The following is a 20,090-nucleotide window of genomic DNA, read 5'->3' on the forward strand; positions in this document are numbered from 1 at the left end:
ACCAAGGTTCGCACCCACCGGGCGAAGTCCGCACCCACCGGCCGAAGGCTCGCACCTACCAAGGCAGAGTCAGTGCTGTTTGGGCGGCGACGGTCCGCAGCTGTCGCAACCGCCACAGGCGCCACCGCCTCCGCTCGCTGGTGGCGCGATCTTTCGCCCCAGCGCCTGCATCCAGGCGGCGCGGCCCGGCTTCAGCAGGGCCAGCGCCAGCGCGCCACGCAGCTTGCGCACGGTGCCGGGGAACTGCTTCTTCAACACCACCCAGGCACTGACCAGCACGGCCACCGCAATGATCAGGTACTGCAGCAGCAGTCCGCCGTCCATCAGCCGCCCCCCAGCGCCTTGGTCACCTGGTAGGTGATCAGCGCCGCCACGTAGGCCGCAGCAAACAGGTAGAACGCCGAGAAGGCCATCGTCTTCCACGAATTGGTCTCGCGCTTGATGGTGGCCAGCGTCGAGATGCACATCGGGGCGTAGATGTACCAGACCAGCAGCGACAGCGCGGTGGCCAGCGACCAGCCGTCGCTGATCAGCGGGGTCAGTGCCTGGCTGGCGGCATCGTCATCGGCCGCCGACAGCGCGTACACGGTGGCCAGCGAAGACACCGCCACTTCGCGCGCGGCCAGGCCCGGAATCAGCGCGATGCAGATCTGCCAGTTGAAGCCCAGCGGCGCAAAGAACACCGCCATCGCATGGCCGATCTGGCCGGCGTAGCTGTAATCGATGGCCGGCATGGTGGCGCCGACCGGGGCCGCCGGGAACGACAGCAGCACCCACAGCAGGATGGTCAGCGCCAGGATGATGCCGCCGACGCGCTTGAGGAAGATCATGCCGCGCTCGTACAGGCCCACCGCCAGATCGCGCACATGCGGCAGGCGGTACGACGGCAGCTCCAGCATCAGCGGGTGCTCGCTCTTGTCGCGGCGCCACTTCTTCATGATCCACGACATCGCCAGCGCACTGAGGATGCCGGCCGCATACAGGCCGAACAGCACCAGGCCCTGCTGGTTGAACACGCCCCACACCGTCTTCTGCGGAATGAACGCGCCAATCAGCAGCGCATACACCGGCAGGCGCGCCGAGCAGGTCATCAGCGGCGCGACCAGGATCGTGGCCAGGCGGTCACGCGGGTCCTGGATGCTGCGCGTGGACATGATGCCCGGCACCGCGCAGGCGAAACTGGACAGCAGCGGGATGAACGAGCGACCGGACAGGCCTGCGGCCGCCATCATGCGGTCGAGCAGGAACGCCGCACGCGGCAGGTAGCCGGATTCCTCCAGCACCAGGATGAAGAAGAACAGGATCAGGATCTGCGGAAGGAACACCACCACGCCACCGACGCCGGCGATGATGCCATCGGTCAGCAGGCTGGCCAGCGGACCTTCGGGCAGCACGCTGCCGACAAAGGCACCAAGCCAGGCGAAACCGGCCTCGATACCGTCCATCAACGGTGTTGCCCAGGCGTACACCGCCTGGAAGATCAGGAACATCACCACCGCCAGGCTGATCAGGCCGAACACCGGGTGCAGCAGCCAGCGGTCCAGCGCGTCGTCGATCTTCGCAGTGCGCGCCGGCATGCGCACGGCCACCGACAGGATCTCGCGCACCTTGGCGTGGTAGTCGATGCCGCCCTCCGGGCCGGGCACCGGTGCGTCCAGGTGCGGCACCATCGCGTCGAGGCGCTCGACCAGGGCCTTGGCACCCTGCTTGCGTACCGCCACGGTCTCCACCACCGGCACGCCCAACTCGCGCTCCAGCGCGGCCACATCCACCTGGATGCCGCGGCGCTGGGCCGCATCGACCATGTTCAGCGCCACCACCATCGGCTTGCCCAGTTCGCGCAGCTCCAGCGCGAAACGCAGGTGCAGGCGCAGGTTGGTGGCGTCGATCACGCACAGCAGCACGTCCGGCGCGGCTTCGCCCGGGTAGAAGCCCCGGCACAGGTCGCGGGTGATCGCCTCGTCCAGGCTGGCCGGATGCAGGCTGTAGGCACCGGGCAGGTCAAGCACCGCGAACTCACGACCGGACGGCGCACGCAGGCGGCCTTCCTTGCGTTCGACGGTGACGCCGGTGTAGTTGGCGACCTTCTGGCGGCTGCCGGTCAGCTGGTTGAACAGCGCGGTCTTGCCACTGTTGGGGTTACCCACCAGCGCGATGCGCAGGGGCGCGGTAGAGGCTGCAGCGGTCATGCGCGACGCTCCTGGCGGTTGGCGTCGACCACGACGCGCTTGGCTTCACTGATCCGCAGCGCGAACCGGGTGAACCCGACCTGCACCAGCAGCGGCTCCCCACCCACCGGGCCCTTGGCCACCAGGCGCACTTCCTCGCCCTTCACGAAACCCAGCTCGCGCAGGCGACGGGCAATGGCATCGTTGGCATGCAGGTCCTGCACGGACTCGACCACGGCCGAGGTGTGCAGCGGCAGTTCGGACAGCGTCATCTAGCGTGTTCTCTGCTGGATGTAAATGGTTCTCGATTCTAACATTCCCGCGTCGCGTCATGGCCCATGACCAATGGCCCGCTATGATCCATACAGGTATGGAGTGACCCTGGAATCCCATGAACGATGCTTTGCAGATCGAGCGCCGTGGCGCCGTCCTCACCCTCTGGCTGAACCGGCCGGAGCTGCACAACGCCTTTGACGCCAGCCTGATCGCCCGGCTGACCGCCGCACTGGAAGCCGCCGGCCGCGATGATTCGGTCCGGGCCGTGGTGGTGGCCGGCCACGGCGCCTCCTTCTCCGCCGGCGCCGACATGCAGTGGATGCGCGGCATGGCCGCCGCCAGCGAGGCCGACAACCGCGAGGACTCGCTGGCCCTGGCGCGGCTGATGCGCACCCTGGACGAGCTGCCCAAGCCGTCCCTGGCCCGGGTCCACGGCGCGGCCTTCGGTGGCGGCGTCGGCCTGGTTGCCTGCTGCGACATCGCCATCGCCAGCACCTCGGCCCGCTTCGGCCTGACCGAAAGCCGCCTCGGCCTGCTGCCGGCGGTGATCTCGCCCTACGTGATCGAGGCCATCGGCCCACGCCAGGCGCGGCGCTGGTTCGCCACCGGCGAGCACTTCGACGCCGATACCGCACTGCGCATCGGCCTGGTCCACCAGCTGGTCGAGCCCGAGCGCCTGGACGAGGCGCTGGAGCGGCAGCTGGCCCTGCTCGACAAGGCCGGCCCGATCGCCTCGTCCACCGCCAAGCAGCTGGTCCGGCAGGTCCGCGACAGCCATGACCGCGACGCGCTGGATCGGGATAATGCCGCCCTGATCGCGCGCCTGCGGGTGTCCGCCGAGGGCCAGGAAGGCCTGGGCGCCTTCCTCGACAAGCGCGCCCCCCATTGGGTCACGGAAGCCTGAACATGCTCGATCATCTTGGTTTGACCAGCGCCGACCTGGCGCGCAGCAAGACCTTCTTCCTGCAGGCGCTGGCGCCACTGCAGATCGGCGTGGTGATGGAAGTCACCGCCGAACAGACCGGCGCGCACGATCACATCGGCTTCGGCAGCGACGGCAAGCCGTTCTTCTGGCTCGGCAATGGCGGCACCGCCAGCCACGGCGTGCATGTGGCCTTCGCCTGCATCAGCCGAGACCAGGTGGACGCCTTCCATGCCGCCGCGCTCGCCGCCGGCGGCCAGGATAACGGTGCCCCGGGCCTGCGCCCTTGGTACCACCCCGATTACTACGGCGCCTTCGTGCTCGACCCCGACGGCAACAACATCGAGGCGGTCTGCCACCACCCAGCCGGTGGGGTGAGCGCATGAGCGACTACGTCCGCATCGTCGAGGTCGGCCCGCGTGACGGCCTGCAGAACGAAAAGCAGTCGGTCTCCACCGCCGACAAGATCGAACTGATCAACCGCCTGTCGGCCACTGGCCTGCGCAGCATCGAGGCGACCAGCTTCGTCAGCCCGAAATGGGTCCCGCAGCTGGCCGACGCCGCCGAGGTCTATGCCGGCATCCAGCGCCGGCCGGGCATCCACTACCCGGTGCTGGTCCCGAACGAACAGGGTTACGACCGCGCCCGTGCGGTGGGCGTGGAGGAAGTGGCGGTGTTCACCGCCGCGTCCGAAGCCTTCAACCGCACCAACACCAATGCCGGCATCGACGAGTCGCTGGCCCGCTTCGAGCCGATCCTGCGCCGCGCCGCCGCCGATGGCGTGCGCGTGCGTGGCTACGTCTCCACCGTGCTCGGCTGCCCTTATCAGGGCGAGGTACCGCTGGCCGACGTGGTGCGCGTGGCACGCGCCCTGCACCAGATGGGCTGTTACGAAATCTCGCTGGGCGACACCATCGGCGTCGGCACCCCGCGCAAGGCACGGGCGATGCTGCAGGCGGTCGCTGCCGAGATCCCTATGGAGGCGCTGGCCGTGCATTTCCACGACACCTACGGCCAGGCCATCGCCAACATCGCCACCTGCCTGGAAGAAGGCGTGCGCGTGGTCGACAGCGCCGTGTCCGGCGCCGGTGGCTGCCCGTATGCGAAGGGCGCCAGCGGCAATGTCGCCAGCGAAGACGTGGTCTACCTGCTGCAGGGCCTGGGCCTGGACAGCGGCGTGGACCTGCCGGCACTGGCCGAGACCGGCCGCTGGCTGGCCGGCCTGCTCGGCCGCGCCACTGCCAGCCGCACCGGGCAGGCGCTGGCCGCGGCCGGTTGACCACCGCACTGTGCCGCCCCGCAAAGGCGGCGCAGTGCACAACAGCGGCGGTCGCGGCTTCCGTTAGAATCGGCGGTTCTCGAACCTGCAGGACCGTTCAATGCAGCTGTCTTCCGTACGTGCCGTGATCACTGGCGGCGTCTCCGGCCTCGGCCTGGCCGTGGCCCAGCACCTCGTCGCCCAGGGCGGCAAGGTGGCCCTGTTCGACCTCAACGACGGCAAGGGTGCTGCCGCCGTTGCCGGGCTGGGTGCCGACAAGGCCCGCTATTTCAACGTCAACGTCAGCGATGAGGCAGCCGTGGCTGCGGCCATCGACCAGGCCCACGACTTCCTGGGTGGCCTGAACGTCGCGATGAACTGCGCCGGCATCCTCGGTGCCGGCCGCGTACTCGGCAAGGAGGGCCCGATGCCGCTTGCCGGCTTCCAGGGCACAGTGATGGTGAACCTGGTCGGCAGCTTCAACATCGCCAAGGCTGCGGCCAACCGCATGCAGCACAACGAAGCCGGCGTGGACGGCGAGCGCGGCGTGATCATCAACACCGCCAGCATCGCTGCCTACGAAGGCCAGATCGGCCAGGCCGCGTATGCCGCCAGCAAGGGCGGCGTGGTCTCGATGACGCTGCCGATGGCGCGCGAACTGTCGCGCTTCGGCATCCGCGTCAATACCATCGCTCCGGGCGTGTTCTGGACGCCGATGGTCGACGGCATGCCCGAAGCCGTGCAGCAGTCGCTGGCCGCCTCGATCCCGTTCCCGTCGCGCCTGGGCAAGCCGGAAGACTTCGCCGGCCTGGTCGGCTTCATCCTCGGCAACACCTACCTCAACGGCGAGACCATCCGCCTGGACGGCGCTACCCGGCTCGCTCCGAAGTGATTCCCCCCGGGCGCCGGGACGGCGCCCTCCCCCAACGACCTAGATCACCATGAAAGCCAACGACATCAAGAAGGGCAACGTCGTCGAGTTCAACAACGGCGTGTACCAGATCCGCGACATCGAGCGCAGCTCGCCGCAGGGTCGCGGCGGCAACGTCCGCTTCCGCTTCATCATGTACAGCGTGCCGGGCGGCAACAAGCTCGACGCCAGCTTCGATGCCGACGACAACCTGGTCGAGGTCGAACTGCTGCGCCGCCAGTCCACCTATTCGTACAAGGACGGCGATGCGTTCGTGTTCCTCGATGACGAGGACTACACCCCCTACACCCTGGACGCGGACGTGATCGGCGACGACGCCGGCTACATCACCGACGGCCTGACCGGCATCTACGTGCAGGTGATCGACGAGCAGCCGGTGGCGATCCAGCTGCCGGCCTCGGTGGTGCTGGAAGTGATCGAGACGCCGCCGGAACTGAAGGGTGGCACCGCCACCAAGCGCCCGAAGCCGGCCAAGCTCAACACCGGCATCGAAATCATGGTGCCGGAGTACATCGTCAACGGCGAGCGCGTGCTGGTGAACACCGCCACCGGCGAATTCGCTGGCCGTGCCGACTAAGCGCCTTGCGCTGATCGGTTGCCTGTCCCTGCTTGCGGCGTGTTCGCCGCAGGCAACGGACAGCACGGCCGATGCTGCGCCGAACGCAGCGCCTGTTGAACCGGCCGTGACGGCAGCACCGGCGGTGGAGGCACCGGCCGCCGTGGAGGCCACCGCCGAAGCGGAGCCCTCTACCGACCTGACCTCGGGCGATGAGGAACTGGACAAGGCACGCGCAGCCGCTGGCTGCCCGGTTCCGGAGGATGTGTATGACGTCGACGACGTGCGCATCTACTGCGCGATGCCGACCGACGTGCAGGCCTTCCTCGCGCGCGAAAACACCTGCCAGCACTTTGCGGGTGAGGAACCCTACGACGACGAGCGCCGCCGCGAACTGGAAGAGGCCAGCGCGAAGTACTGCGAGGGCCGCGAGAAGATCTTCACCGGCCTGGTCGCGCGTCATCGCGGCGACTGCGCTGTCCGCGAAGCGCTGATCGGGATCAACAGCCGCTACGACCTGGACTTCGATCTCGACCTGAAGCCCTGCGAGGGCTGATCGATCAACGCCGAGCATCGCCCGGCGCCACCGATCCGCGCAATCACGCGTTACTTCGCGCCGAAATTGCCGCAGCCGTGATACTGGCGGGTGCCGATGGTCAGGTTCACCTTGGCATCGAACGCCTCGCCACTCATGTCGTCCTGGCAGGTAGTACGCTGGAAGCTGAGCTTGACGTCGGTGCCATCGGACGCCTTGCCGCTCCAGCCGTCAGCACCTTCGGTGGGCTTGGCGACGTCGAAGCGACGCTCGCCGTAGTCGACTTCCACCTGCAGGCCGGGCGTGTCGCCGTCAACGATGGCCAGCCAGCCCGGCTCGTTGCCGGTGGCACGGAACGCGGCATTGCCGGCGCTGCCATCGCCCTCGGTGGCTTCCACCGCATGGCACTCGCGGTCGGCCTCACCCTTCAGGCTCAGCAGGCCGTCATCGCTGCCCTTGGTCCAGAAGGTGTTGCCCTGGCCATCACCGTACTTGGCGCCGGACGCCGCACGCTCGGAGGTCATGGCGAAGGTACGGTCGCCGATCACCACCGTGGCCGCATCCTCGCCATTGAAGGTCGCGCGCACGTCCAGATCGCCACAGCGATAGGTGGTCTCGCTACCGACACTGGCGCCGGTACTGGCGCCTGGCTGAGGAGCAGCCGGTTCGGGGTTGCTGCTGCCCGCGACGGGCGGCTGGGCCGGCTGGCACGCGGCCAGCACCAACCCCAGGGAGGCTGCCAACAGACTGGGAACTACACGCATGGCTCGACTCCTTGTCGACACTACATAGATGTTCGACCCTACCACCTGCCGGTGAGCGGGGCCTGAAAGCGGCCTGACCGCGTTCATGCGGCCAGCACCGCCATCGACAGCAACTGTGCGCCGCTGCCGCCGGAACTGCAGGTCCAGACCCGCAGCAGGCGCAGTTTCAGCTCGCGCTCCTGGCCCTGCTCACGCACCGACAAGCGCACGTCGCTGGACAGCAGCGCCAAGCGGCCACACAGCAGCGTTTCCGTCGCGCAGGACTGCAGGCCATGCACCTGCAGGCGGCCGCCCAGCCACTCGCGCAACCACGGCAGGTCGAGCATGCGCCCACCCTGCCCGTCCATCATGAACAAGGCCGGCGATACCAACGCGGTCAGCGCATCGTGATCATCGCCCAACAGCGCTTCGCACAGGCGCTGCTCCAGCGCCCTCAATTGCAGTTCATGCAGATCGTCAACGATGTTCCGTTCCATCCACGGATCCTTCCGGCGTCGGCCGGCGTCTGTGCAGGCGCTGCGCGATCCACTGCCGCGCGCCCTGCACCACTACATAGAAGACCGGCACGAAGAACACCGCCAGCACGGTCGCGCTGACCATGCCGCCGAACACGCCGGTCCCGATCGCCTGCTGGGTTTCCTTCGATGCGCCCTGCGCCAGCATCAGCGGCACCACGCCCAGCGCGAACGCCAGCGAGGTCATCACGATCGGCCGCAGGCGCAGCCGTGCCGCCTCCAGCGCCGCTTCCACCAGGCCCCGGCCCTGCTGCTGCAGCTGGCGTGCGAACTCGACGATGAGGATCGCGTTCTTCGCCGACAGCCCGATCACCGTGATCATGCCGACCTTGAAGAACACGTCGTTGGGCATGCCGCGCAGCAACACCGCCACGACCGCACCGAGCAGGCCCAGCGGTACCACCAGCATCACCGCCAGCGGAATCGACCAGCTCTCGTACAGCGCCGCCAGCACCAGGAACACCACCAGCATCGACAGCAGCAACAGCCACGGCGCCTGTGCGCCGGATTCGCGCTCCTGCAGCGACTGGCTGGTCCATTGCAGGGCGAAGCCGGACGGCAGCTGCGTGGCCAGGCGCTCCATTTCCGCCATCGCCTGGCCGGTGGAAACACCGGATCCCGGTGCACCGGACAGGTTCAGCGCCGGGAAACCGAGATAGCGCTGCAGCTGCAGCGGTGCCTCGGTCCAGTGCGGGGTCACCAGCTCGGACAACGCCACCATGCCGCCTTCGCTGTTGCGCACATAGAGCTTCAGCACGTCCTCCAGTTCCATCCGGTGCGAGGCGTCGGCCTGCAGGATCACCTGCTGCAGCCGTCCCTTGTTGGGGAAGTCGTTGACGTACTGCGAGCCCATCGCTGCCGACAGCGTGCTGCTGATATCGGCGAAACCCACGCCCATCGCCTCGGCCTTGGCCCGATCGATGTCCAGCCGCACGCTGGTGCCGGCCGGCAGGCCATCGGCATGCACCTCCGACAGCAGCGGGCTGGCCTCGGCCAGTTTCAGCAGCCGCTGCAGGGCCGCGCGCAGCTCTGCCTGGCCCTGCCCGGTGCGCGCCTGCAGCGCCAGCGAGAAGCCGGACGAACGCCCCAGGCTGTCGATGGCCGGCGGCATCACGCTCATCACCTCGCCCTCGGCAATCGTCGCCATCGCCTTCTGCGCGGCCTCCACTTCGCCGGCTGCGGTGGCCCCTGCACGCTCGCCCCAGTCCTTCAGCATGGTATAGGTCAGTGCCGCGCTCGGGCCGGAACCGGAGAAGCTGTAGCCGAGGATCGACTGGTTGGAGCCAATGCCCGGGCGTGACGCCACATGCTGTTCGTAGGCTTCGACCACGGCCAGCGTGCGCTCGGCGGTGGCTTCGGCCGGCAGCTGGATCGAGGTCATGAAATAGCCCTGGTCTTCTTCTGGCAGGAACGCACCCGGCAACCAGTGCAGGCCCAGCAGCAGTGCCACCACCAGTGCGGCGAACACGCCCATCACCCGCCCACTGCGCTGCAGCACCGAAGCCACGCCACGCTGGTAGCGCCCGGTCATTCTCTCGAAGCCACGATTGAAGGCACCAAACAGCCCGCCACGACCATGGTGGCCATGGGTGTTCGGGCGCAGCAGCGTCGCGCACAACGCCGGCGTCAGGCTCAACGCGAGCAGCGCCGAGAACAGGATCGACACCGCCATCGCCACGGTGAACTGACGGTAGATCGCGCCCACCGAGCCACTGGCCAAGGCCATCGGGATGAACACGGCGGTCAGCACCAGGGTGATGCCGATCACCGCACCGGTCAGCTCGCGCATCGCCTTGATGGTCGCCTCGCGCGGCGGCAGGCCTTCCTCGGTCATGATCCGCTCCACGCCCTCGACCACCACGATCGCGTCGTCGACGATGATGCCGATCGCCAGCACCATGCCGAACATGGTCAGCACGTTGATCGAGAAGCCCAGCGCCAGCATCACCGCGAAGGTGCCGAGCAGCGCGATCGGCGCGACCAGCGCCGGGATCAGCGTGTAGCGCCAGTTCTGCAGGAACAGGTACATCACCGCGAACACCAGCAGCATCGCTTCCAGCAGCGTCTGCACCACCTTCTGGATCGAGATCTTGACGAACGGCGCGGTGTCGAACGGAATGCTCGACTGCACGCCACGCGGCAGCAGCGGCGCCAGCTCGGCCATGCGCTCGCGCACCGCCGAGGCGGTCCGTACTGCGTTGGCTCCGGGGCGCAGCTGCACGCCGGCCGCCGTCGCCGGATGGCCGTCCTCGCGGGTGCCCCAGGCGTAGCTCTGCGCACCCAGCTCGATGCGGGCGACGTCACCCAGCAGCACGCGCGAACCATCGGCGCCGGCACGCAGCACGATCGCCGCGAACTGTTCCGGCGTGGACAGCTGGCCGTCGGCGCTGAGCGGCACGGTGATGCGCTGGCCTGGCACGCCCGGCGAATCACCGATGCGCCCTGGCGAGATCTCCAGGTTCTGCTGCTCGATGGCGCTGGCCACATCACCCATGGTCAGCCCGTAGCCGGTCAACCGGGTCGGGTCCAGCCACACCCGCATCGCCTGCTCGGCACCGAACAGCTGCACACGGCCGACGCCATCGATGCGCCGCAGCTCTTCGATGATGTTGCGCGCCATGAAGTCACCCAGCGCCGCCTCACTCACGCTCGCATCCGGCGAACGCAGGCCGACCAGCATCAGGAAGCCGGAATCGGCAGCCTCCACGAACAGGCCGTTCTGGCGCACGCTGCGCGGCAGGCGCGGCTCGATCGCCTTGATCCGGTTCTGCACGTCCACCTGCGCCAGCTCCGGATTGGTGCCAGGCTTGAACGTGGCGGTGATCGAGGCCTCACCGGAGGTATCCACCGACGATTCGAAGTACAGCAGGTGCTTGACGCTGGACAGCTCGCGCTCGATCAGGCCGACCACCGCATCGTTCAATGTCTGTGGGCTGGCGCCCGGGTAGCTGGCGTAGATGCTGACGCTGGGCGGCGCAACCGCCGGATAGCGCTCCACCGCAAGGCGCGGAATCGCCAGCACGCCGGCCAGGATGATGAAGATCGCCAGCACCCAGGCGAACACCGGGCGATCGATGAAGAAACGTGCCATGTTGGATTTTTCCTGGAAGGCTGGCCCGGAGCGGGCTCAGCCCTTGCTGCCGGCCTGCACCGCACCGGCGCCAGCGACCGGCATCCGCCAGTCGCGCGCATCGACCACCACGCCTTCCTGCAGGCGCTCCTGGCCCTCGACCACCACCTTCTCGCCCGCTTTCAGGCCCGTGCGCACCAGCCACTGGCGATCAACGCTGCCGTCGACCTCCAGCGTGCGGATCACTGCCTTGCCATCGCCACCGATCACCCAGGCGTACGCCTGGCCGCCAGCACTGCGCAGCACCGCCTGCTGCGGCACGGTCAATGCACTGGCCGGCGCGCCACGCGGCACCCGGGCACGCACATACATCCCGGGCAGCAACTGACGATCCGGGTTGTCGACCAGGATGCGGAGGATCACGTCACCGGTGCGCGCGTCGACGTTTATGCCGGAGAACAGCAGCTGTCCGCGCTCAGGCATCGGCTTGCCGGCGGCGCCGATGATGGTTACCGGCAACTCGCCGCCACCGGCGGCGCTGCGCTGCAGCGACTCCAGCTGCGCGGCGGGCTGGCGCACGTCGACGTAGACCTGGTCGATCTGCTGCACCACCGCCATCGGCTCGGTATCGGCCACGCCGACCAGCGCACCTTCGGTCACCAGCGCCTGGTCGATGCGGCCGGCAATCGGCGCGCTGACCGTCGCATAGCGCAGGTCCAGCTGCCGGCGGGAGAGGATCGCGCGCGCTTCGTTGACGGCGGCACGGGCCTGTTCGTACTCGGCACTGGCATCGTCGCGGTGCTGCTGGCTGACGGCCTGTGCGGCGGCCAGTGCCTGCAGGCGCTGCGACTGCACGCGGCTGCGGCCCAGTGCCGCCTCGCTGCGCTGCAGCGCGGCCAATGCCGAATCGACGTCGGCCTTGAACGCGGCCGGATCGATCTGGAACAGCGCCTCGCCGGCGCTGACTTCCGCGCCCTGGTCGAACAGCCGGCGTTGCACGATGCCGCCCACCTGGGCGCGGATCTGCGCGGTACGTACCGCGGCCACGCGGCCGGGCAGCTCGTCGTCACGCTGCACCACCTGCGGGCCGACAGTGACCACGCTGACGCGCGGTGCGGCTTCGGGCGTGGCGTCGGGAGAGGAACAGGCCGTCATGGCCAGGGCGAGGGCCGCGATCAACGCGACCGGAGTCCTGAAGGTTCTCATTGTTGTGCACAATGCCGCGCAGGCGGCTGATAGGTTCTGAAGCGTGCAGTCTGCGTGGCGATGATGGGGTTTCGATGGAGGAACTGTGGAGATACGATGGAGGCAAGCACCTTAAGGCCCCGCCCCCCGCATGCAAGCCTCCCCTGCCCTCGCCGCCCTCGTCCTGATCGTTGAGGATGAGGGCGAGATCGCCGACATTCTCACCGCCTACCTCGAACGCGAAGGACTGCGCACGCTCCGTGCCGCCGATGGCCACAGTGCGCTGGACCTGCATCGCAGCGCCCGCCCCGACCTGGTCCTGCTCGATGTGCAGCTGCCGCGCCTGGATGGATGGAGCGTGTTGACCCAGCTGCGCCAGCGCGGCGAGACGCCAGTGATAATGCTGACTGCACTGGACCAGGACCTGGACAAGCTGACCGCGCTGCGCATGGGCGCCGACGACTATGTGGTCAAGCCGTTCAATCCCGCCGAAGTGGCGGCGCGCGTGCGTGCCGTGCTGCGGCGTACGCTGCGCACCTCGCGCGTGGACGCGCCCACCGCACTGCGCGTGGGCCCGCTGCTGATCGATTCGGCCACCCATGCCGTGCACGTCGAGGGCGAAGGCTACAGCCACGAGGTGCTGCTCACGCTCACCGAGTTCAAGCTGCTGCACTGCATGGCGCTGGCGCCGACCCGCATCTTCAGCCGCAGCGAACTGATGCACGAATGCCTGCCGGAAAGCGAGGCGCTGGAGCGCACGGTCGACAGCCATGTCAGCAAGCTGCGCCGCAAGCTGGATGAAGTTGGCATGGTCAACGTTCCTGCCAGCGTGCGCGGTGTCGGCTACCGGTTGATGGCCGACCGCTGATGGCCCGACTGCGCCGCTCCGGGCTCAGCCGCCACATCATCGTTTCGATGTCGCTGATGGTGATCGGCGTCATCGTGATGATGATCCTGTCGTCTTGGCTGCTGTATGCAGTGCTGGTCGAATTCTTCCCCGGCACTACCGATGAGCCGGAAAGCTGGCTGCCGACAGGCCCCGAACTGGCATGGATGGTCGGCGTGATCCTGACTGGCCTGGCACTGGCCATCGCCGCCTCGTTCCGTCTTGCCCACCGCATCCTGTCACCGTTGAATTCACTGGTCGACAGCGTGCGCGCGCTCGCGGGCGGCGACCTCGGCGCGCGCGCCAGCGTCGAGGAAAACTCGCCGGGCGAAGTGGCCACCCTGGTCGAGGATTTCAATGCGATGGCGCGCCGCCTGCAGCACATGGAGAGCGAACGTTCGATGTGGCATGCGGCCATCGCCCATGAGCTGCGGACACCGGTGACGATCCTGCGCGGCCGCCTGCAAGGGTTGGCCGAAGGAGTCTTCCAGCCAGACGAATCCCAGTTCCGCAGCCTGCTTGCCCAGGTCGAAGGCCTTTCGCGCCTGATCGAAGATCTGCGCGTGCTGAGCCTGTCCGACAATGCACGGCTGGATGTACGCCGCGCGCGCACCGACGTAGTGGCCGAGGTGCATTCGGTGATGACCCTGGTCGACCCCCAGTTCCGCGCCGCCGGCTTCGTGCTGGAACTGGAAACCAGCCGCGAGGAGCACACCGCCCATTGCGATCCGACCCGGCTGCGCCAGGCATTGCTGGCACTGCTGGAGAACGCGCGCCGCTACGCCAGCCCGGGCAAGGTGCGGATTGCCGTGCACGACACGCCCGGCCATGTGCAGGTGGCGATCGAGGACGAGGGCCCGGGCATCGACCCGGCCTTGCATGCCGATATCTTCACCCCGTTCATGCGCGCCGATGGCTCGCGCTCACGCCAGGGCGGCGGCAGCGGGCTGGGTCTGGCGGTGGTCAAGGCCATCGCAGACGCGCACGGCGGCCGCGTCTACTGCTCGCCGGGCAGTGCCGGCGGCAGCCGTTTCGTCATCGAACTGCCGCGCCAGTAGCCGGTGCAGCGGCCTGTTCGCGCAGATGCGCGCCGAGCCTGGCCAGGTTGGCATCGATCGCATCCATCTCATCGCGTTGCTTCACCGGCAGCTGCTGACGCAGCTGCACGCGCAGCGCCTGCCACGCCGGTACTGCCTGTGCGCTGGCGGTGGACACGGCCTCGGTCAGCACCGCCTGTTCGTCAGCCAACGGCAGCCCGTAGCCAGCGTCCCGCAGCAGGGTGCCCGGCCGCAGCCATTGCCCGCTCTGCTCAAGCAGCCCACGAAGGCTGCGGGTTTCTGCGCTGTCGGGCGCGGCCAGCAACCGGCGCTTGAGCACGTCACGTGCGCGCAGCTCGGCACGCCGCTGTGCGGCCTGTTCCAGCAGCAGCAGGCCGGCGCTGGCGCGCAGGTCGCCCTTCAGCAACCACGGTGCCCGTTGCTGTGCAGGCAGCTTCAACCAGCCGCGTACATCACGTGCGGGCAATGCCAGCCGGGCTGCCGCCACGCCGAACAACTGCTGGTAGTGGTCGCGTGCCGAGGCGAAGTAGTAACCCTGCGCCTGTGCTGAATCGCGATCAGCCAGCACCTGCTCATCCAGTACCTGCAGCCGCGACAGCCGCCGCTTCAACCCACGCGGGCTGAGCTGGGCCAGGCCTGCCTCGCCCAACCTCGGCACGCCGGCCTGCAACAGCTTTGCGGTTTCCACCGCGCAGTTGTTGCTGACGAAGTAGTAGCGCCCGTCGTAGCTCCAGTGCACCTGTGCTGTGCGCTCAAGCAGGCTGGCGATCTCGCTGCGCTCCAACTGCAACGGCAGCGATTGCAACCCGCGCAGCTCGACCTTGGTGTACTCGTCCACAACCTGCTGCAGCGGAAGCACGAACAGCCGCGAGGGATAACCGCCGGTCAGCCCACGCCAGTTGGAAATCTGCACATCACCGACGAACGCACGGAACGACAGTACCCGGTGGTACTCCAGGTCCAGGCGACAGTCCGGCCCCGGCGCACGGTCAGGCCGGCAGATCACCAACCGAAGCATGCTGTGGCCCCAGCGGCTCATCGGCTGGGCACTGCCTTCGGCAAACAGGTAATCCACCGCGTAGACGCGCGCCGGGTCAAGTTGCAGCAGCGATGCAGCGCCCTCTTCCGGTTCGGCCTGCAGCAACGGCATTGTCGTAGAGCAGTGCGGCTGAGGCAGCGAAGGCGGCGCTCCAAAATGCGCCTGGTACCAATGCGCCAGCGCCGGTCGCCGGCAGGCGAACTCACTGTCGAGCACGAAATGCTCGGCGTTCACCGCCAGATACTCGGCCGGACTTTTCAGTTCATAGGCATCCGGACTACGGTCACGGAAGTCGTTGTCGCCACGGCCGAGGTGCCACGGCTTGCGCTGCCACCCCGCCAGGTCCCGCCAACGCGCACTGCGCGACCAGTTCGCGCCACTGCGGTCGGCAACATGGGTCAGCTCGTGTACCAGCGCACTGCGGCGCGCACGGCGGGCGCCGGGCATGCCGTCATCCAGCAACTCGCGGCGCAGCGCGATGTGACCGGCGAAGGTTCGGCCGTGCACGTCATCCGGCAGGTCATCGCGCCAGGCCACCCGTACCTGCGCAGGCAAGGCGTGCAGCAGGCCTTGCGGCAACAGCGACTGCACGTCGGCCAGGGTCTGGCGGGCGAGCTGCTGCTGCGCCGGGTCGAGACCGGCAGGGTCCAGCTGCAGGCGGTCAGCGGCATATGCCGCGGGAATGCCCAGCCACGCCAATGCGACAAGCCACCCGCGTTTCGGTGGCGCCGGGCGATGCCCGGCGGCATTCAACACGGGTGTCATGCGGCCCGGATCAACGCGCCAGCAGCGTGCGGGCCAGTTCCAGGTCGCTCTGCTGCTGTGCGGCGGTGCTCTGCTCGCGCAGGTGGACCAGCGCCGCCTGCAGGCGGGCGCCACGGATCTGGCCGTCGCTGGCGACGAACGCAGCCGCATCGTCGCGCGCAGCCAGTACCACCTTGTCATCGCCCGAGCTGCTGCCCGACGAACCGGAGGACGCACCGGTGGCCGAGCCGGCCGAAGTGCCAGCGAAGCTGGAAGCGAAGCCGGCCAGCGGCAGGGACAGCAGGGCAAGCAGCAGAAGCGGACGGGTCATCGGTTCGAAGCCGGTTGTGAGAATGCGTGGAGCGTAACGGGTACGTGAAGGATTTGCCCGACTCAGAGGTCGAACAGCTTGCCGGGATTCAGCCGCGCTTGGGGATCGAACGCGCGTTTGACCGCCTTCATCAGGGCGATCTCGGCCGGGCCGCGGGTGCTGTCCAGGTAGCGCTTCTTGACCAGACCGATACCGTGCTCGGCCGAGATGCTGCCATCGAAGCGGGCCAGCACCTGTGCCAGCAGCTTGGTTACGTGCTCGCATTGCGCCACGAAATCAGCGTCACTGGTGTCGTCGGGTTTGAGCACATTGATGTGCAGATTGCCGTCACCGATATGGCCGAACCAGACCACGTCGAAATGCGGATAGGCCTGCCCGATCAGCGCCTGGGTCTCGGCCAGGAACGCCGGCATCGCCGAGATCCGCACTGAAACGTCGTTCTTGTAGGGTTTGTAGCGCGCCAGCGATTCGGTGATGCCCTCGCGCAGGCGCCACAGCTGCGCGGCCTGGGCGTCGCTGGCACTGATCACGCCGTCGCTGACCCAGCCATTGCCCATGCAGTCCTCGAAGGCCGCCATCGCCGCCGCTTCCTGAGCCTCGTCGCCGGCCGCGAACTCGGTCACCACGTAATACGGGTGCACTTCGTCGAACGGCGCCTGTGCGCCATGTGCCAGCACGTGCTCCAGTGCCCGGTCGGTGAAGAACTCGAAGGCCTGCAGCTGCAGGCGCGCGCGGAACGCGGCAAATACCTGCATCAGCACGTCGAAGCTGGGCAGTGCCAACAGCATCACGTTGCTGGCCGGCGGAGGGTCGGTCAGCTTCACCGTCGCCTCGACGATCACGCCCAGCGTGCCTTCCGAGCCGATCAGCAGCTGGCGGAAGTCATAGCCGCTGGAGTTCTTGATCAGGCCCTTGTTGAGCTCCAGCAACTCGCCATCAGCCGTGACCACCTTCAGCCCGGCGATCCACTCGCGGGTGTTGCCGTAGCGGATCACGCGGATGCCGCCGGCATTGGTGGCGATGTTGCCGCCGATCGTGCAGGACCCGCGCGCGGCAAAATCCACCGGGTAGATCAGGCCGTGGTCCAGCGCGGCGTTGTGCACGGCTTCCAGCGGCATGCCGGCCTGCACTACCAGGGTGCGATCGACCGCGTCGTAGGCCAGCGCCTTGTTCATCCGTTCCAGGCTGAGCACCAGCTCGCCGTTGGCGGCCACCGCGCCACCGGAAAGGCCGGTGCGGCCACCGGACGGCACCACGGCCACGCCCTCTTCCATACTCCAACGCATCACCGCCCGCACTTCCTCGACCGTGGCCGGCAGTGCGATCGCCAGCGGCGCCGGCGTCCAGCGCCGGGTCCAGTCGCGCCCGTAATGCTCCAGGTCGGCCGGGTCGGTCTTCAGCTTCAGGGCGGGACAGGCCTGTTGCAGCGAGGCAATGCGGGAATCGGTCATGACGGTCCAGCGCGGTGCGTGAAGAACGGGCAAGCGTGCCAGCGGCGCGCGCCAGCGTCCAGCCCTGCAGCGGCCCAGATAGCTACGGATGCAACCAATTGCGCACTGCACCATGGGCGACACGATCTGGCATAGTGGTCAGCCCCTGTCCCACTGGCCGTGTCGCCCCATGTCGCCGAAGAAGACCTCGTTCCCGAAGCAGGATATCCGCGTGCTGTTGCTGGAGGGGGTCAGCCAGACCGCCGTGGAGGTGTTCAGCGCCGCCGGCTACAGCCAGATCGAAGCGCACACCAAGGCGCTGCCCGAAGACGAACTGAAGGCGCGCATCGCCGAGGCACACATCGTCGGCATCCGCTCGCGCACCCAGCTCAGCGCCGAAGTGCTGGCCGAGGCCAAGCGTCTGATCGCGGTGGGCTGCTTCTGCATCGGCACCAACCAGGTCGACCTGGACGCGGCCGAACTGGCCGGCATCCCGGTGTTCAACGCGCCCTACTCCAACACCCGCAGCGTGGCCGAACTGGTGATCGCCGAGGCGATCATGCTGACACGTGGCATTCCGCAGAAGAATGCCGAATGCCACCGCGGCGGCTGGTCGAAGTCGGCCAGCGGCAGCCACGAAGTGCGCGGCAAGACCCTGGGCATCATCGGCTATGGCCACATCGGCACCCAGGTGGGTGTGCTGGCCGAATCGCTGGGCATGCAGGTGATCTTCCACGATGTGGAAACCAAGCTGTCACTGGGCAATGCCCGGGCCGCGGCCAGCCTCGACGACCTGCTGGCGCGCGCCGACATCGTCACCCTGCACGTGCCGGAGACCCCGTCCACGCAGTGGATGATCGGCAGCACCGAGCTGGCGAAGATGCGCAAGGGCGCGCACCTGATCAACGCCGCGCGCGGCACCGTGGTCGACATCGATGCGCTGGATGCAGCCCTGGCCAGCGGCCACCTCGGCGGCGCAGCGCTGGACGTGTTCCCGGTCGAACCGAAGGGCAACGGCGATATCTTCGAATCGCCGCTGACCCGCCACGACAATGTGATCCTGACCCCGCACGTGGGGGGCAGCACGCTGGAAGCACAGGACAACATCGGCATTGAAGTAGCGGCCAAGCTGGTGCGCTACAGCGACAACGGCAGCACCCTGTCGGCGGTCAACTTCCCGGAAGTGACCCTGCCCGAGCACGCCGACAGCCTGCGCCTGCTGCACATCCACCAGAACGTGCCGGGCGTGCTGTCCAAGGTCAACGAGATCTTCTCGCGCCACAACGTCAACATCGACGGCCAGTTCCTGCGCACCGACCCGAAGGTGGGCTACGTGGTGATCGATATCACCGCCAGCGAGGAACAGGCTGCTGCGGTGCGCGACGAGCTGGCCGCGATTCCGGGTACGCTGCGCACGCGCATCCTGTATTGACGCGGATCCCGCCGTGCACTTGTAGAGCCGAGCCCATGCTCGGCTGCGGTTCCGGCCCGCATTGAGCCGAGCATCGGCTCGGCTCTACAGGTTGCTAGCGCGCCAACCAGCGGCGCGCCATGCGCTGCATGGACTCATCCGATTGCGGATCGGCGGCGACCTCGGTCACTGGCCGCCAGGCCAGGTCGAGTGACTCCTCGCTGAGCACGAAGACCTCGCCACCCAGCGCCCGGATCACGAAACGCAGGTCGTAGTGCCAGTGCCCTGGCACGTCCTTGCGCTCCGGAATCCAATGCTTGTCGATATCGAAGATGGCCGGGTCTTCCAGCACCAGGCCGCTCAGGCCCGACTCCTCCTCGGCTTCCTTCAGCGCCACCTGAGCCAGGTCGCGGTCGCCGTCGGCGTGGCCGCCCAACTGCAGCCAGCGCTGCAGCTTGCGGTGGTGGGTCAGCAGCAGGCGCTGGCCATCGGCACTGACCAGCCAGCAGCTGGCGGTGAAGTGGCCAGCCAGCCGTTCACGACGGAACGGATCTTCCGGATCGTCCAACAATGTGCCGAATTCGGCAGCCAGTGCGTCGTGGGCGGGCTCGCGGCGGGCATAGTCCCGCAGCAGGCCACGCAGGCGATCGTCAAGCACGGCAAGGGTTTCGGCGGTCTGGCTCATGAATGGGCGGCGTTTGGAAAAATACTGCTCATTATCGCCGTTCATTGTTGCGATTGCGCTTGTGCGTTGGCTTCAGCTTTGGCTAAGGTACAGCGGGCCGTTCGCGCGGCCTTCACCATTCCAGGGTTGCCGGCAACGTATCGGCGGCCCACCCAATCCGATCACTAGGAAGTACTGCATGCTGAAAGCTCTGTTGAGGGTCAAGCCGGTTGAACCGGCCGGGCACGTCGATGCTGGCGAACCCATCGAAGGCAGCCTGGACGGCGAAGCCACGTTGAAACGGACCCTCACGGCTAAACACCTCATCCTGCTTGGCGTGGGTGCGG

At 67.8% G+C, this 20,090-nt stretch carries 20 protein-coding genes and 1 pseudogene; 10 read left to right on the forward strand and 11 right to left on the reverse strand.

Features of this window, described 5'->3' with window-relative positions; genetic code table 11:
- Nucleotides 1–69: 69 nt before the first annotated feature.
- Genes V9K93_RS20325 through V9K93_RS20335 form a run of 3 tightly spaced genes read right to left on the reverse strand, consistent with a single transcriptional unit; the run spans nt 70 to nt 2,440 of the window.
- Nucleotides 70–324, reverse strand: a complete 255-nt coding sequence (locus V9K93_RS20325; protein WP_337303116.1) for a DUF6587 family protein — start codon at nt 322–324, stop codon at nt 70–72.
- Nucleotides 324–2,189: a ferrous iron transporter B gene (gene feoB, locus V9K93_RS20330; protein WP_046985654.1), complete on the reverse strand. Its 1,866-nt coding sequence runs from the start codon at nt 2,187–2,189 to the stop codon at nt 324–326. The genes V9K93_RS20325 and feoB overlap by 1 nt, the downstream gene beginning before the upstream one ends.
- On the reverse strand, nt 2,186–2,440 hold the full coding sequence (locus tag V9K93_RS20335) for a FeoA family protein (protein ID WP_046985653.1): 255 nt from the start codon (nt 2,438–2,440) through the stop codon (nt 2,186–2,188). The genes feoB and V9K93_RS20335 overlap by 4 nt, the downstream gene beginning before the upstream one ends.
- Before the next feature lie 119 nt (nt 2,441–2,559).
- On the opposite strand from V9K93_RS20335, the gene V9K93_RS20340 reads away from it, so the two are divergent.
- The 6 genes from V9K93_RS20340 (at nt 2,560) to V9K93_RS20365 (ending at nt 6,667) form a co-directional block, all read left to right on the forward strand.
- Nucleotides 2,560–3,348, forward strand: a complete 789-nt coding sequence (locus V9K93_RS20340; RefSeq protein WP_094001943.1) for an enoyl-CoA hydratase/isomerase family protein — start codon at nt 2,560–2,562, stop codon at nt 3,346–3,348.
- Nucleotides 3,349–3,350: 2 nt separating this feature from the next.
- Nucleotides 3,351–3,752, forward strand: coding sequence for a VOC family protein (locus V9K93_RS20345; RefSeq protein ID WP_337303117.1), 402 nt, complete (start codon nt 3,351–3,353; stop codon nt 3,750–3,752).
- The gene (locus V9K93_RS20350; protein ID WP_337303118.1) at nt 3,749–4,645 is read left to right on the forward strand and encodes a hydroxymethylglutaryl-CoA lyase; all 897 of its coding nucleotides are present in this window, start codon (nt 3,749–3,751) and stop codon (nt 4,643–4,645) included. Before V9K93_RS20345 ends, V9K93_RS20350 begins: the two co-directional genes overlap by 4 nt.
- Before the next feature lie 100 nt (nt 4,646–4,745).
- Nucleotides 4,746–5,516: an SDR family oxidoreductase gene (locus V9K93_RS20355; RefSeq protein ID WP_337303119.1), complete on the forward strand. Its 771-nt coding sequence runs from the start codon at nt 4,746–4,748 to the stop codon at nt 5,514–5,516.
- A 49-nt stretch (nt 5,517–5,565) separates the two neighbouring features.
- The gene (gene yeiP, locus V9K93_RS20360) at nt 5,566–6,132 is read left to right on the forward strand and encodes an elongation factor P-like protein YeiP (RefSeq protein ID WP_006363947.1); all 567 of its coding nucleotides are present in this window, start codon (nt 5,566–5,568) and stop codon (nt 6,130–6,132) included.
- 106 nt (nt 6,133–6,238) lie between these two features.
- On the forward strand, nt 6,239–6,667 hold the full coding sequence (locus V9K93_RS20365; RefSeq protein ID WP_337303120.1) for a hypothetical protein: 429 nt from the start codon (nt 6,239–6,241) through the stop codon (nt 6,665–6,667).
- A 50-nt stretch (nt 6,668–6,717) separates the two neighbouring features.
- Here the strand turns inward: V9K93_RS20365 and V9K93_RS20370 are convergent, their stop codons facing one another.
- The 4 genes from V9K93_RS20370 to V9K93_RS20385 all read right to left on the reverse strand — a co-directional run bounded on the left by V9K93_RS20370 (nt 6,718) and on the right by V9K93_RS20385 (nt 12,201).
- Entirely contained in the window at nt 6,718–7,410 is a 693-nt protein-coding gene (locus V9K93_RS20370; RefSeq protein ID WP_337303121.1) for a COG3650 family protein, read from the reverse strand.
- 83 nt (nt 7,411–7,493) lie between these two features.
- The gene (locus tag V9K93_RS20375; protein WP_046985646.1) at nt 7,494–7,886 is read right to left on the reverse strand and encodes a nuclear transport factor 2 family protein; all 393 of its coding nucleotides are present in this window, start codon (nt 7,884–7,886) and stop codon (nt 7,494–7,496) included.
- Nucleotides 7,867–11,016: a multidrug efflux RND transporter permease subunit gene (locus tag V9K93_RS20380; RefSeq protein WP_337303122.1), complete on the reverse strand. Its 3,150-nt coding sequence runs from the start codon at nt 11,014–11,016 to the stop codon at nt 7,867–7,869. Before V9K93_RS20380 ends, V9K93_RS20375 begins: the two co-directional genes overlap by 20 nt.
- A 36-nt stretch (nt 11,017–11,052) precedes the next feature.
- Nucleotides 11,053–12,201 (reverse strand): efflux RND transporter periplasmic adaptor subunit, encoded by a 1,149-nt coding sequence (locus tag V9K93_RS20385; RefSeq protein WP_136639670.1) that lies wholly within the window; start codon nt 12,199–12,201, stop codon nt 11,053–11,055.
- Between the two features lie 130 nt (nt 12,202–12,331).
- Here V9K93_RS20385 and V9K93_RS20390 point away from each other — a divergent pair, with 130 nt between their 5' ends.
- Both V9K93_RS20390 and V9K93_RS20395 read left to right on the forward strand, forming a co-directional pair.
- Complete coding sequence (locus tag V9K93_RS20390; RefSeq protein ID WP_136639671.1) at nt 12,332–13,048, forward strand: response regulator; 717 nt, start codon at nt 12,332–12,334, stop codon at nt 13,046–13,048.
- Nucleotides 13,048–14,124, forward strand: a complete 1,077-nt coding sequence (locus V9K93_RS20395) for an ATP-binding protein (protein WP_046983722.1) — start codon at nt 13,048–13,050, stop codon at nt 14,122–14,124. Before V9K93_RS20390 ends, V9K93_RS20395 begins: the two co-directional genes overlap by 1 nt.
- On the opposite strand, the gene V9K93_RS20400 is transcribed toward V9K93_RS20395, so the two are convergent.
- The 3 genes from V9K93_RS20400 to V9K93_RS20410 form a co-directional block, all read right to left on the reverse strand.
- Nucleotides 14,102–15,928 carry a DUF7844 domain-containing protein gene (locus tag V9K93_RS20400; protein WP_489686279.1) on the reverse strand — a complete coding sequence of 609 codons (1,827 nt, stop codon included), beginning with the start codon at nt 15,926–15,928 and terminating at the stop codon, nt 14,102–14,104. The genes V9K93_RS20395 and V9K93_RS20400 overlap by 23 nt on opposite strands.
- Before the next feature lie 10 nt (nt 15,929–15,938).
- Nucleotides 15,939–16,238: a DUF2388 domain-containing protein gene (locus tag V9K93_RS20405; RefSeq protein WP_046983720.1), complete on the reverse strand. Its 300-nt coding sequence runs from the start codon at nt 16,236–16,238 to the stop codon at nt 15,939–15,941.
- Nucleotides 16,239–16,300: 62 nt separating this feature from the next.
- Nucleotides 16,301–17,689, reverse strand: coding sequence for an FAD-binding oxidoreductase (locus V9K93_RS20410; RefSeq protein ID WP_295381657.1), 1,389 nt, complete (start codon nt 17,687–17,689; stop codon nt 16,301–16,303).
- Nucleotides 17,690–17,858: 169 nt separating this feature from the next.
- On the opposite strand from V9K93_RS20410, the gene serA reads away from it, so the two are divergent.
- Nucleotides 17,859–19,100 carry a phosphoglycerate dehydrogenase gene (gene serA, locus V9K93_RS20415; protein WP_046983718.1) on the forward strand — a complete coding sequence of 414 codons (1,242 nt, stop codon included), beginning with the start codon at nt 17,859–17,861 and terminating at the stop codon, nt 19,098–19,100.
- A 94-nt stretch (nt 19,101–19,194) separates the two neighbouring features.
- Here the strand turns inward: serA and V9K93_RS20420 are convergent, their stop codons facing one another.
- Nucleotides 19,195–19,809: an NUDIX hydrolase gene (locus tag V9K93_RS20420; RefSeq protein WP_337303123.1), complete on the reverse strand. Its 615-nt coding sequence runs from the start codon at nt 19,807–19,809 to the stop codon at nt 19,195–19,197.
- A 133-nt stretch (nt 19,810–19,942) separates the two neighbouring features.
- Between V9K93_RS20420 and V9K93_RS20425 the strand changes: the two are divergent.
- A pseudogene (locus tag V9K93_RS20425) lies at nt 19,943–20,090 on the forward strand (amino acid permease); the annotation flags it as partial.

Origin of the sequence: Stenotrophomonas sp. CCNWLW162, from assembly GCF_037203745.1 — a bacterium.
GTDB lineage: Bacteria > Pseudomonadota > Gammaproteobacteria > Xanthomonadales > Xanthomonadaceae > Stenotrophomonas > Stenotrophomonas maltophilia_AQ.

Bases quoted from the DNA above. Each gene is read 5' to 3' on its own strand.
- V9K93_RS20410 (WP_295381657.1), bottom strand. From the start codon at position 17,689: ATGACCGATTCCCGCATTGCCTCGCTGCAACAGGCCTGTCCCGCCCTG.
- yeiP (WP_006363947.1), top strand. From the start codon at position 5,566: ATGAAAGCCAACGACATCAAGAAGGGCAACGTCGTCGAGTTCAACAAC.
- V9K93_RS20345 (WP_337303117.1), top strand. From the start codon at position 3,351: ATGCTCGATCATCTTGGTTTGACCAGCGCCGACCTGGCGCGCAGCAAG.
- V9K93_RS20350 (WP_337303118.1), top strand. From the start codon at position 3,749: ATGAGCGACTACGTCCGCATCGTCGAGGTCGGCCCGCGTGACGGCCTG.
- V9K93_RS20385 (WP_136639670.1), bottom strand. From the start codon at position 12,201: ATGAGAACCTTCAGGACTCCGGTCGCGTTGATCGCGGCCCTCGCCCTG.
- V9K93_RS20405 (WP_046983720.1), bottom strand. From the start codon at position 16,238: ATGACCCGTCCGCTTCTGCTGCTTGCCCTGCTGTCCCTGCCGCTGGCC.
- V9K93_RS20390 (WP_136639671.1), top strand. From the start codon at position 12,332: ATGCAAGCCTCCCCTGCCCTCGCCGCCCTCGTCCTGATCGTTGAGGAT.
- V9K93_RS20420 (WP_337303123.1), bottom strand. From the start codon at position 19,809: ATGAACGGCGATAATGAGCAGTATTTTTCCAAACGCCGCCCATTCATG.
- V9K93_RS20395 (WP_046983722.1), top strand. From the start codon at position 13,048: ATGGCCCGACTGCGCCGCTCCGGGCTCAGCCGCCACATCATCGTTTCG.
- V9K93_RS20370 (WP_337303121.1), bottom strand. From the start codon at position 7,410: ATGCGTGTAGTTCCCAGTCTGTTGGCAGCCTCCCTGGGGTTGGTGCTG.
- V9K93_RS20375 (WP_046985646.1), bottom strand. From the start codon at position 7,886: ATGGAACGGAACATCGTTGACGATCTGCATGAACTGCAATTGAGGGCG.
- V9K93_RS20340 (WP_094001943.1), top strand. From the start codon at position 2,560: ATGAACGATGCTTTGCAGATCGAGCGCCGTGGCGCCGTCCTCACCCTC.
- V9K93_RS20380 (WP_337303122.1), bottom strand. From the start codon at position 11,016: ATGGCACGTTTCTTCATCGATCGCCCGGTGTTCGCCTGGGTGCTGGCG.
- serA (WP_046983718.1), top strand. From the start codon at position 17,859: ATGTCGCCGAAGAAGACCTCGTTCCCGAAGCAGGATATCCGCGTGCTG.
- V9K93_RS20355 (WP_337303119.1), top strand. From the start codon at position 4,746: ATGCAGCTGTCTTCCGTACGTGCCGTGATCACTGGCGGCGTCTCCGGC.
- V9K93_RS20400 (WP_489686279.1), bottom strand. From the start codon at position 15,928: ATGACACCCGTGTTGAATGCCGCCGGGCATCGCCCGGCGCCACCGAAA.
- V9K93_RS20335 (WP_046985653.1), bottom strand. From the start codon at position 2,440: ATGACGCTGTCCGAACTGCCGCTGCACACCTCGGCCGTGGTCGAGTCC.
- V9K93_RS20325 (WP_337303116.1), bottom strand. From the start codon at position 324: ATGGACGGCGGACTGCTGCTGCAGTACCTGATCATTGCGGTGGCCGTG.
- feoB (WP_046985654.1), bottom strand. From the start codon at position 2,189: ATGACCGCTGCAGCCTCTACCGCGCCCCTGCGCATCGCGCTGGTGGGT.